Origin of the sequence: Pseudomonas sp. Sample_24 (assembly GCF_004307605.1) — a bacterium.
GTDB lineage: Bacteria > Pseudomonadota > Gammaproteobacteria > Pseudomonadales > Pseudomonadaceae > Aquipseudomonas.
Genome location: NZ_RCNW01000290.1, coordinates 1 through 11037, shown reverse-complemented (window position 1 = coordinate 11037; position 11037 = coordinate 1). Strand labels below are relative to the sequence as shown.

The 11037-nt window shown below is 58.5% G+C and carries 10 protein-coding genes; 2 read left to right on the top strand and 8 right to left on the bottom strand.

What is annotated here, in order from left to right:
* The 4 genes from D8V06_RS15860 to D8V06_RS15845 form a co-directional block, all read right to left on the bottom strand.
* The coding region (locus D8V06_RS15860) for a cation:dicarboxylase symporter family transporter (RefSeq protein WP_130931278.1) at positions 1-437 on the bottom strand (437 nt) is incomplete at its 3' end.
* A gap of 708 nt (positions 438-1145) precedes the next feature.
* Positions 1146-1610 (bottom strand): inhibitor of vertebrate lysozyme family protein, encoded by a 465-nt coding sequence (locus tag D8V06_RS15855; protein WP_130903770.1) that lies wholly within the window; start codon positions 1608-1610, stop codon positions 1146-1148.
* 2 nt (positions 1611-1612) lie between these two features.
* Complete coding sequence (locus D8V06_RS15850) at positions 1613-1777, bottom strand: DUF1328 domain-containing protein (protein ID WP_003170804.1); 165 nt, start codon at positions 1775-1777, stop codon at positions 1613-1615.
* A 70-nt stretch (positions 1778-1847) separates the two neighbouring features.
* A complete protein-coding gene (locus D8V06_RS15845) occupies positions 1848-2135 on the bottom strand; it encodes a hypothetical protein (RefSeq protein ID WP_130903771.1) in 288 nt (95 codons plus the stop codon).
* 381 nt (positions 2136-2516) lie between these two features.
* Between D8V06_RS15845 and algB the strand changes: the two genes are divergently transcribed.
* Together algB and D8V06_RS15835 are read left to right on the top strand one after the other, a co-directional pair.
* Positions 2517-3863 carry a sigma-54-dependent response regulator transcription factor AlgB gene (algB, locus tag D8V06_RS15840; protein WP_056854218.1) on the top strand — a complete coding sequence of 449 codons (1347 nt, stop codon included), beginning with the start codon at positions 2517-2519 and terminating at the stop codon, positions 3861-3863.
* A 10-nt stretch (positions 3864-3873) separates the two neighbouring features.
* Positions 3874-5664, top strand: coding sequence for a KinB sensor domain-containing domain (locus D8V06_RS15835; protein WP_130931277.1), 1791 nt, complete (start codon positions 3874-3876; stop codon positions 5662-5664).
* A gap of 3 nt (positions 5665-5667) precedes the next feature.
* Here D8V06_RS15835 and D8V06_RS15830 read toward each other — a convergent pair whose 3' ends face one another.
* The 4 genes from D8V06_RS15830 to D8V06_RS15815 all read right to left on the bottom strand — a co-directional run.
* Positions 5668-7281, bottom strand: a complete 1614-nt coding sequence (locus tag D8V06_RS15830) for an EAL domain-containing protein (RefSeq protein ID WP_056854216.1) — start codon at positions 7279-7281, stop codon at positions 5668-5670.
* A 76-nt stretch (positions 7282-7357) separates the two neighbouring features.
* Entirely contained in the window at positions 7358-8137 is a 780-nt protein-coding gene (locus D8V06_RS15825; RefSeq protein WP_130931276.1) for an N-acetylmuramoyl-L-alanine amidase, read from the bottom strand.
* Between the two features lie 97 nt (positions 8138-8234).
* On the bottom strand, positions 8235-10271 hold the full coding sequence (locus D8V06_RS15820; protein WP_130931275.1) for a GGDEF domain-containing protein: 2037 nt from the start codon (positions 10269-10271) through the stop codon (positions 8235-8237).
* A partial coding sequence (locus D8V06_RS15815) for an endonuclease/exonuclease/phosphatase family protein (protein ID WP_130931274.1) occupies positions 10268-11037 on the bottom strand: 770 nt, incomplete at its 5' end. The genes D8V06_RS15820 and D8V06_RS15815, both read right to left, overlap by 4 nt.

Below are 11037 nucleotides of genomic sequence, written 5' to 3'. Positions count from 1 at the left end.
ATCAGGTTGAGGATGGTTTCGATGAACGCGTGTTCATGCTGCACCTCGGCCGCGGTCGCCTGGTACTTGGAGATGTCCACAGTACCCAGGGTGCTCATGTCGATGCCGGCACCCGGATGGAACAGGTTGGCCAGCAACAGGCCAACGACGATGGCAATGGTGGTGACGACTTCAAAGTAGATGATGGTTTTCAGGCCGATGCTGCCGAGCTTCTTTGCATCACCCACGCCAGCAATACCAACGATCAGCGAGGAAATCACGATCGGGATCACGATCATCTTGATCAGACGGATAAAGATATCGCCTGCCGGTTGCAGGACGTTGCTGATCCACCAGGCTTTCTCGGCACTGAAATGGTTGAGCAGCGCACCGATTGCAATCCCCAACACCAGACCGATGAGGATCTGCCAGGCGAGGCTAAGCTTTGCCTTCTTCATATCTTTACCCTTACTTCAGTTTGACTCGGGCAATCGCGTGAGCGGGTTCGCTTGTGGCGAAAAAGTCACGCAAATGCCCCCGTATAAGGAGCCCCGGAGCGCTTGTTAGTGGCTCTCTGGCAGGCGAAAAAAGGCGCAACTATTCCGATGCAAGGAAGCGACGTCTAATGCCGTAAACGCCTACCCTATGCCGAATCGGCATGAGGTTTTTTAGCTGAAAGCGACGTCGCAATCGGTTCGAATGTGACATTTCGGCAGTCATAAGTGCCGTGAACCGGTCATCACAGCGCTGATTGATTGTTTTTTGACCAGTAAATTCGACGGCGAATTACCGATAAAACCGACCGATCCGCCCATGGAATTGCGCGCGGACGCAGGCAATATTTCTCGATATACGGTCGCAGTGGGGGTTATGACGGCAGGGAATTTTGCAGAGACTGAGGCAGGGGCTTTTAAAAGGTGCGGGGATAAACGGGAAGTACGCTGTCACTTGATTGAACAAGCTCTCCGCAAGTCCGTCGAGCCATGATCGACCGGCGAACTTGCGTCGCAGCTTTTCCTGACCCGGCCCTTGCGCAGGTACTCCCTGTACCCGTAGGTCACTCCGCCCCTGAAGCAGGCAGAACGTCCCGACCCCTTGGTCATGCGCCAGCCTTCCTCAGGTGGCGCAGGTGGAGAAAAGCGAGGCTTCTCTCACGTGTCTGAAACCTAGTACCAGTTCGGATCTTTCTTGAGTTGCTCCATCAACAAGTCCTGCATGCCCTGGTCCGGCTTACCGATAAATCGGTAGCTGGCATGTCGGGTCGGTGACTTGTCGGCAGGTAATCCCGCAGGCACCTCGACCAGCATGGCGTAGGCATCTTTTTTGTCGAAGCTGACGGCGACAATCAAGCGTTTGTCAGGGCATGTCGCCTTGGATTCGCACAGCGGCCCCACCAGATACTGCTCGCCATCTTCTTCAACGGCATTCATTTGTTCGGCATCGCCGGACAGGTTCATGACCCATTCCGGCAGGCGTTCCTCTTTCTTGACGACGCCTTGCCAGGTTTCCTGGTACTGCGGGTCGGTCTTCAGCAACTCGTTGACCCGCATCTGCCCGTCATTGGCAGCAATCGCCATGGCACTACCGCCCATTAGCAGGGCGGCTGCCAGTGTCTTCAACGAAACGCTCATGTTCAACCTCGGCCGCGACGGCCAAAGAAGAAGGAAGCAATGAACATCACCAGGAACACGACAAAGAGAATCTTGGCGATACCCGTGGCGGTGCCCGCGATACCACCGAAGCCCAGTACGGCAGCGACAATGGCAATGATCAAGAATGTGATTGCCCAGCTCAACATGGTGATTCTCCTTACGCTTCTATTTTAGAGGTGCTTGTCCCGGCGCATCGAACGCGCCAAGTTTGTGTAATCAGAAAACCCAGCGCTCTTGACGAGGCATCTCGTTCAAAGGTTGTGCCTGGTCGACGTCCATCATGCGCATGGCGGCGGTGTCATTCATGCCGCTGCCGGCCGCGCTGAAGTGGGTTTGGATCGGTTGTTGAAACGACACGCGTGGCGCTGCTTGCTGCTGATCCTGCTCCCAGCGCAAAAATTGTTGACCGGCAATCAGAGTGACCAGCAGCGCAAAAACGCAAAACAAGCCTTGCTGGATGTGCAGTGGCGAGAGACGTAATTGGGCGGCACGTTGACGATTCATTCTGAAGCTCCTCCCGCGTGGGGTGATCTGGTTGAGGGCGGTTGTTGTTGCCCTGCATTGCTCAGATCATTGCAGTCGTCATGCCAGCTTTTTTCATCGAAAAAATACGTTATAAATCAATATGTTACTGATGATTAAAAAATCTGTTCGGCGGCATCCTGCACGATGCTGCGTTGCCCGTCCGTGCGTAATGCACGATTTGCCATACGGCATCGCAATCAATTTGAATTGAGAGAAGGACGTGACTGTCAGAAAAAGACGCAACTCATGGTGTTTGCAGATAGCTACCCTGAGACGGCGTTAATAGATCAGAATAAACCATGCAACTTGCCCGATTTTTCCCGGACTAACCTAAGATCATTCATTAAGGAGCGTAGGAAAATGGAATCAGCCACCGAGCATCAAGGCCGTATTCTTCTGGTGGATGATGAGTCCGCCATCCTGCGTACCTTTCGATATTGCCTTGAAGACGAAGGCTACAGCGTGGCAACGGCCAACAGCGCTGCCCAGGCCGAAGCGCTGTTGCAGCGTCAGGTGTTCGACCTGTGCTTCCTCGATTTGCGTTTGGGCGAAGACAATGGCCTGGATGTGCTGGCCCAGATGCGCATCCAGGCGCCCTGGATGCGGGTAGTGATCGTTACCGCGCACTCGGCCGTGGACACGGCGGTGGATGCAATCCAGGCGGGCGCCGCGGATTATCTGGTCAAGCCGTGCAGCCCCGATCAATTACGTCTGGCTACCGCCAAGCAATTGGAAGTACGGCAATTGTCGGCGCGCCTGGAAGCACTGGAAGGCGAGGTACGCAAACCAAAGGACGGTCTGGACTCTCATAGCCCGGCAATGAAAGTGGTGCTCGAAACCGCACGGCAGGTCGCCAATACCGATGCCAATATCCTCATTCTTGGCGAGTCCGGTACGGGTAAGGGTGAACTGTCCCAAGCCATTCACGGCTGGAGCAAACGCTCCAAGAAGTCGTGCATCACCATCAACTGCCCGTCGCTGACGGCCGAACTGATGGAAAGCGAACTGTTCGGTCACAGCCGTGGTGCTTTTACCGGTGCCAGTGAAAGCACGTTGGGCCGTGTCAACCAAGCCGATGGCGGGACGCTGTTTCTCGACGAGATCGGCGATTTTCCCTTGGTTCTGCAGCCAAAGCTGCTGCGTTTCATCCAGGACAAGGAATACGAACGAGTCGGTGACCCGGTCACGCGCCGCGCCGACGTTCGCATCCTCGCCGCCACAAACCAGAATCTCGAAGACATGGTTCGTGACGGGCGTTTTCGCGAAGACCTGCTCTATCGCCTGAACGTCATCACCCTGCACTTGCCGCCGCTACGCGAGCGCAGGGAAGACATCATCAACCTGGCCGATCGCTTTCTGGCCCGGTTCGTCAAAGAGTACGCGCGTCCGGCGCGGGGGTTCAGTGATGAAGCCATTGAGGCAATGCTCGGTTACCGCTGGCCGGGCAACATCCGCGAGTTGCGCAACGTGGTAGAGCGGGCGAGCATTATCTGCCCGCAGGAGCGTGTCGAGATCACTCACCTGGGGATGGCGGAAACACCGGTCAACAACGCCCCGCGCATTGGTGCCGCGCTGAGTCTGGACGAACTGGAAAAAGCCCACATCGGCGCGGTTCTCGCCACCGCCGGTACACTGGATCAAGCTGCCAAAACCTTGGGAATCGACGCGTCGACCCTTTATCGCAAACGCAAACAGTACAACTTGTGAGTCGCCTCCGATGAAGCTGGCGATGAAGTTGCGGACCCGCCTGTTTTTAAGCATTTCCGCGCTGATAACCGTCGCGCTGCTCGGGCTTTTGCTCGGGCTGGTCAGCGTGATGCAGATGGCCGGAAGCCAGGAAGCACTGGTACGCAACAACTTCGTCACCCTGGATATTGGCCTTAAATTGCGCCAGACGCTGGGCGATCAGTTGATCATCATGCTCAGCGAGCGCCCTGATTCTCAAGCCTTCGAAGCCTCCAAACGGCGTTATTTCGAATTGCTGGACCAGGGAATCGCCCAGGAAGCGCAGTCCGAAGGAAACGAGTACGGATTCAAAAAGGCCAAGGCGGATTACCTCAGCTTTATTCGGGCTTATGAAGTTTCGCCCGATCATACTCATGTGCTGTCCGGCAACGATGAACTCACGGAAAGATTCAACGCGCTGCGCAATGGTTTGATCATTGAACACAAGCGCGCCCTGGATAACATCGGCGCGACCGAGCGCAAGGCTCGCGAGCGGGCGCTGTTGGTCGCCGGCCTGCTGGGGTTGGTCGGGTTGGCGGTGTTGATCATCGGCTTCGTGACCGCTCACGCCATCGCCCGGCGTTTTGGCGAACCCATCGAGGCGCTGGCACAAGCGGCGGATAACATCGGGCAGGGGAATTTCGATGTCTTGCTGCCGGTTTCTTCGGCCGTCGAGCTCAATCAGCTGACCCGGCGCTTCGGCATCATGGCCGAGGCACTGCGTGAACATCAGGCGACCAATGTCGATGAGCTGCTGGCCGGTCAGCAACGTTTGCAGGCGGTGCTCGACAGCATCGACGATGGCTTGCTGATGATCGATCGTCAGGGCCATCTGGAGCATCTCAACCCGGTGGCTCAGCGTCAGTTGGGCTGGGACAGTGATCGACTCGGGCAAGGCCTGGGCACAGCGCTGGAGCGTCCTGAGCTTGATGAGCAGCTGCAATTGGTTCTGCGTGGCGGCACGCTGGAGCGGGCGCCCGAAGATCTGAGCATGGAGGTCGATGGCGAGACGCGGCTGTTGACCTACAGCCTCACGCCAGTGAGCCACACCCAGGGCCATATTCTCGGCGCGGTCATGGTGTTGCATGACGTAACCGAGCAGCGTGCCTTCGAACGGGTGCGCAGCGAATTCGTGCTGCGCGCCTCCCATGAGTTGCGCACACCGGTCACCGGCATGCACATGGCGTTCGGCCTGTTTCGCGAACGCGCGCACTTCCCGCAGGATTCCCGTGAAGCCGATCTGCTGGACACGGTGAACGAAGAAATGCAGCGCCTGATGCAGCTGATCAACGACCTGCTGAACTTCTCCCGTTACCAGAACGGTCTGCAGAAGCTGGTGCTGGCGCCGTGCTCCATCGAGGATCTGTTGGAGCAGGCGCAGCTTCGCTTTGCCAGAGGCGCCGAAGACAAGGGCATTGAGCTGTTGATTGAGGTGCAGGGGCCGTTGCCACGCTTGCAGGCCGATCAACCACAGTTGGACCGGGTGCTCGATAATCTGATCGACAACGCGCTGCGCCATACCGCTGCCGGCGGGCTGATCCGCTTGCAGGCGCGGCGCCATGGCGATCGGGTGATCATCAGTGTCGAGGACAACGGCGAAGGCATTGCCTATGGGCAACAGGGGCGGATCTTCGAGCCTTTCGTCCAGGTGGGCCGCAAAAAAGGCGGAGCCGGGCTCGGCCTGGCGTTGTGCAAGGAAATTGTGCAATTGCACGGCGGACGGATGGGCGTTTATTCGCGGCCGGGGCAGGGCACCCAGTTCTACATGGCACTGTCGGTGTAGGCTTCAGGCCTCGTCATCCAGGCGCCGGTTGGTCAGCCGGCGCCCGCGGGTAATCAGTTCGATGAACTGCACGGCGCTCAGCGCGTGGGCGAACAACCAGCCTTGGCCGAACTTCACACCTTCACTGCTCAGTAACGCTGCCTGGGCTTCATGCTCAATGCCTTCGGCAATCACCTTCAGGTGCAGGGATTGCGCCATGTGGATGATGTGCGGGGCTACGCCACTGCTTGCGGCGTCATGGCCCAGCGCATCGATGAAAGCCTTGTCGATCTTCAGGCAATCCACCGGCAGGGTTTGCAGGTAAGCCAGGCTGCAATAGCCGGTGCCGAAATCATCGATCAGCACTTGATGCCCGACATCGCGCAAGGCTTGCAGGTTCTCCCGGGCGACCACCACATCGATCAAACCCCGTTCGGTCACTTCAAAGGCAATTTGCTTGGCTGCCACTCGATGCAACGTCAGCAGGCGCGCCATCACCTGGCCGATGCGCGGAACCATCACATCGCACGCCGCCAGGTTGACGGAGATGTACAGCTGCGGATTGGCCCGAAGCAGTTGCCCAAGTTGTTCAAGCAGGCGTTGCAGGACGAAGTCGGTCATCTGGCGGATCTGCCCGGTGTTCTCTGCCATCGGGATGAACAGGTCGGGGCTGGTCAGCGTGCCATCGGGTCGTCGCCAGCGCAGCAAGGCTTCGGCGCCAACGCAGTTGCGGCTGTCGAGATCGAAGATCGGTTGATACAACACCTGCAATTCGCCCCGGCGTATGGCCCCGGTCAACTCAGCATCCAGCGATTGGCGTTGGCGCACCAGCAGGAACACCAGGAAACCCACGCAGGCTGACAGCAACAGACACACAGGGAGCAGCCACCACCATACGGGCGGAATGTGCGTGCCGGTGCGCGGGCTGATCAGGACCAATTGGTATTCCGGGTTGTCGGTGGGCATTCGGTAAATCAGGCGGGTGTGCGTGACGAGCAAGGCATCGCGGGTCTTTGGTGGCCAGGACTCCGTCGGTGGCCACACCTGGGAAACACCGAGCACTGGTATCGCCCGCGTGCCGTGGTCAAGGATCACCAACAGGCTGCTGCCCGGTGACAGGTCGACCATGTCGGTCAAATGGCCGCGAGAAGTGGCCACACGGAAGTTGCCGCGGCCGAGCATCAGCGCGGCGCGGTTTTCATCGGGTTCGGTGGTGGTGTTGAGCCAGTAGCTGTAGGTCGGTCCTTTGATGTCCGGTGCCCGCACCAGCGACAAACCTTCCTGGCGTGGGCGGTTGGAGCAGATACGCGAGGCGTCCATATAGGCCGCTTCGTATACGAACCGATAGTTGAAGCTCACTTGCTGCAACGTCGCGATCATTTCGTCATCGCAACTTCGCAGCGGTTGGGCTTCCAGGTCGTCGAGGCTTTCGCGTAGTTGCCCAAACAATTGTTCCAGGCGAGCGAGAAAACGTTCGCCCTGGGCGTTCATTTCCCGGCTTTCTTCTTGCTCGAGCTGGTGGATGGCGATGAAGTAACTGCCCGCCATCATCATCGTTGCGCTCAGGACAGCAGCCAGCATCGCCAGAAACCACGGGCGATAGAACCAACTACGAAATGTCTCTCGAGCAGCAGGCATTGTGGAATATCCGAAGAATTACCAATGAGTTATAGCTGCTGATGAAAAAAACGCGCTGACCGTCGGGCGGCCGTCATTATTTTGTCTGATTCAATACCTGTAACAGCGCAGCAGTTTGTGCGTCCGGCGTGCCATCGAAACGGGACGGGCGGAAATGCATTTGAAAGGCTGCAATGACATGCCGTGTGGCGACGTCCAGTTCGCCAGTCTGTGGTGTTTCGTACCCCGCGCGTGCCAGCTGCGCCTGATACCAGGAGATGCTCGGTAGCTGCGTCTCGAATTGCGTTTGCTGCCGGGCGACCGCCTGTTCGTTTGGCCAAATGCCAATGCCTTCGGCGGCAAGGCGTTTCCAGGGGAATAGCGGGCCGGGATCGAGTTTACGCAACGGCGCGATATCGCTATGGCCGACAATGCTGCGAGGGCTGATTTTGTAGCGCTGACCAATGTCTTTGAGCAAGACAATCAACGACTGGACCTGCGCCTCTGTGTAGGGATACCAGAGGCGTCCGGTCGGAGTGTCCTTGAAACCCGGGTTGACGATTTCGATACCAAGGGAACTGGAGTTCATCCAGGTGCGGCCTTGCCATTGGCTTTCCCCGGCATGCCAGGCCCGCAGGTTTTCATCCATCAGTTTATAAATGGTCGCGTTTTTGTCGTCGCCGATCAGGTAGTGGGCGCTGACTTCGCCGTGGGTCAGTAATTGCACCGATCGCTCCATTGATGTGGAGGTGTAGTGCAGCACCACAAACTGAATGCGACTGTCGTGGTTGGCAGATGGATAACGGGTGTCGTAGCGGGGGCCACTGGCGCAGCCAGCCAGCACAACGAGCGATACGATAAGGGCAAGATATTTCATGGCGAAAGCACGCAAGACAGTAATGCAACAGTGTAACGTACTGCCTTGCATGCCGCGGGCAATCGCGATCATTTAAACAAAATGGAACAATTGGCCTTCAGCCCAGCTCCACCCGGTTGCGTCCGGCATTTTTTGCCCGATACAACGCCTGATCGGCTCTTTTGAGCACCAGATCGCTGTGTTCGCCGGGCTTGAAGGCGGCAAGCCCCATGGAAATCGTGATCGTGACCCGCTCGCCCTTGAAGTGGAACGGGCAAGCCTCGATCGATGCTCGCAGGTGTTCCAGCAGTTTCAGGCCGGCCGCCGGGACTGTCGACGGTAATAACAGAACAAACTCTTCTCCGCCAAAGCGGGCAATGAAGTCTGTCCCGCGCAGTCGCTTGCGCAGCACCGTGGCGATGATTTTCAGCACTTTGTCCCCCGCCAGGTGACCGTAGTTATCGTTGATGCGTTTGAAATGATCGAGGTCGAGCATCGCCAGCATCAGCGTATTGCCATGTTGCTGCCATTGGCCGATCTCGTGATCCAGCCGTTCGCTCCAGGCGGCGCGGTTGGGCAGGCCGGTGAGCGGGTCGATCAAGGCTTTCTGGCGCTGCTCTTCGAGGTGTTCGCGAAAACCTGAAGCTTCCTGCTCCATATGTGCCACCCGTTCGGCCAGGCTTTGCAGGCGAGCGGCCACTTCCTGCTCGCGTTCGTCGCGTTGCTTGCGATGCTCGTCCATGGTGCCGAGCAAGCCTTCGAGATGGTTTTCCAGAACGTGCTTCAGACCTTCCAGGTCTGCAGCTTCGTGCATGCTGGTTTGCAGGCCGCCGACCTGTTCGCGAATTTGCGTGTCCAGCGCATGCGCGGCCGTGCGGCTGTCGGCGTGATCGGCGCTGGCAGCTTGCAGGTTGCTCTGGAACGACTCGAGACGCTCGTTGAGGCGTTGCAGATAGGCTTCGAATTCATGCTGGCCGCTGTCCGAAATCGCTAGCATCAAGGTTGCCAGATCGTCGAGGATCGGCAGCAATTCGTACCAGTTCAGACCATTTTTCAAGCGATCACGCATCGACTCTGCTTGAGGCCGATGGCGTTCAGGTAACGTGAGATCGTCAAGCAAGCCGAGCAGGGTTTGCTCAATGTGTTTGGCCACCGAGCTGTAGGACGGCTCGGGAGAGTCCGGCAGCGCGTAAAACATATCGTGCCCGACCTGCCCGGAATCGCCTGTTGCCGCGCTTGGAGGCAACAACGCCGCTTCGGGTAAGGGAGCGGGGGTAAGTTCGTCCGGATTGGTTTGCAGCTCATTCCCGCTAGCGGGCTCGACCATACCAGTAGGGGGTTGTTCAACGTACACGGCGCGATCAGCTTCGGGGGCATCGTGCGGTTCATTGAAGGATGGAACGAGCGGTGCGGCGACGTCGGGCTCTATCGCCACTGCAGGGGTCGGGCGTGGCGGGTGGGCGACGACTGTGGAGGCGTTAGCCGGCGGTTCCACAGGCATTGGTTCGGCCGTGAACAGGATTTCGCTGGTTGTTTCAGCCGTTGTGGTAACCGCAGGTACCGCCACGGTCACGGCCAGAGGCGCACTGGCGGCTGGGTCGGCTGTGGCCGTGACTTGTAGATCATCTGAGTCGCGGTGACCGAACAACCGCTGTAGCAGGCCTGGACGTTCGGGTTCTGGCAGGCTTTCCAGCTGACTCAGGGCCTTGCCTTGCAGACCGCTCAGTTCACTGAGCAGCAGTGGAATTTCGCGAGCCTGACTGACCCGGCTGTCCAGTTGCTTGGCAAAATTCTTGAGTGGGCGACTGACTTCTCGAGGCAGCGGTAATGTTTGCAGTTGAGTGACCAGCGCGTTCAACGCGGCGCTGGTCTGGTTGACCCGGGTTTCCCGGCGCTGTTCGGAGTCGAGTACGGCTTTTTCCAGGCGCGGGAGCAGGGCGGCCAGACCGGCGTCCATGTCGTCGGTGCGCACCACCTCGCGCATTTCCTTCATGCACTGGTCAACGGCGCGATCGGTGCCTTCTGCGGCCAGGGTGCTGCGCACCAGCCCGCGACGCAACAAATCGAGCCGGGCGTCCCAGCGGCGTTCGAGCTTTTCCTGGTGTTCGATGCTTTTGAGGTACTTCTCTTTCCAGCGCTGTGTTTCGTCGCTCATTCAGGGGTTCCGCGAAGGGCAGGACTCAACGCGGGCAATGCATCAGCCGTGAGCGAACCCGGCAGACGAATCTCTACCGCGACCGGCAGGTGATCGGAAATGGGTTGGGCCAGCACCTCGACCTTTTCGAGGGTCAGGGACGGGCTCAGCAGAATATGGTCCAGGCAGCGCTGCGGGCGCCAGCTGGGGAATGTCGCTTCGAGTTGAGGGGCGAGCAGGCCAAGGTCGCGCAACGGCGAGTGTTGCAGCAGGTCGCTGGCATGGGTGTTCATGTCACCCATCAGCACCTGATGTTTGTAACCGCCGATCAATTCGCGGATGTAGGCCAGTTGCATGCTTCGGGCGCGTGCACCCAATGCCAGGTGCATCATGACCACCACCAGCGCTTCCGGTCCTTCGCCGAAACGCACCAGAATCGCTCCGCGACCCTTGGGCCCCGGCAGCGGATGATCCTCGATCGCCCACGGGCGCAGTCGGCTGAGCACGCCATTGCTGTGCTGGCCGAGGCGTCCGAGATTGCGATTGAGTTGTTGATACCAGTAGGGGAAGGCGCCGAGCTGGGCCAGGTGTTCGACTTGATTGACGTAGCCTGAGCGCAGGCTGCCACCGTCGGCTTCCTGCAAGGCGACCAGATCGAAGTCGCCCAGCAGATTGCCGATTTTTTGCAGGTTATCGGCCCGCCCGGTATGGGGCAGCAAATGCTGCCAGCCACGGGTCAGGTAATGCCGATAGCGCTCGGTACTGATGCCGACCTGAATATTGAAAC

What these genes read in the sequence shown, in the direction of transcription:
- D8V06_RS15850 (WP_003170804.1), bottom strand. Translation starts at nt 1,777, where the DNA reads ATGTTGAGCTGGGCAATCACATTCTTGATCATTGCCATTGTCGCTGCC.
- D8V06_RS15845 (WP_130903771.1), bottom strand. Translation starts at nt 2,135, where the DNA reads ATGAATCGTCAACGTGCCGCCCAATTACGTCTCTCGCCACTGCACATC.
- D8V06_RS15830 (WP_056854216.1), bottom strand. Translation starts at nt 7,281, where the DNA reads ATGCCTGCTGCTCGAGAGACATTTCGTAGTTGGTTCTATCGCCCGTGG.
- D8V06_RS15835 (WP_130931277.1), top strand. Translation starts at nt 3,874, where the DNA reads ATGAAGCTGGCGATGAAGTTGCGGACCCGCCTGTTTTTAAGCATTTCC.
- D8V06_RS15825 (WP_130931276.1), bottom strand. Translation starts at nt 8,137, where the DNA reads ATGAAATATCTTGCCCTTATCGTATCGCTCGTTGTGCTGGCTGGCTGC.
- D8V06_RS15820 (WP_130931275.1), bottom strand. Translation starts at nt 10,271, where the DNA reads ATGAGCGACGAAACACAGCGCTGGAAAGAGAAGTACCTCAAAAGCATC.
- D8V06_RS15855 (WP_130903770.1), bottom strand. Translation starts at nt 1,610, where the DNA reads ATGAGCGTTTCGTTGAAGACACTGGCAGCCGCCCTGCTAATGGGCGGT.
- algB (WP_056854218.1), top strand. Translation starts at nt 2,517, where the DNA reads ATGGAATCAGCCACCGAGCATCAAGGCCGTATTCTTCTGGTGGATGAT.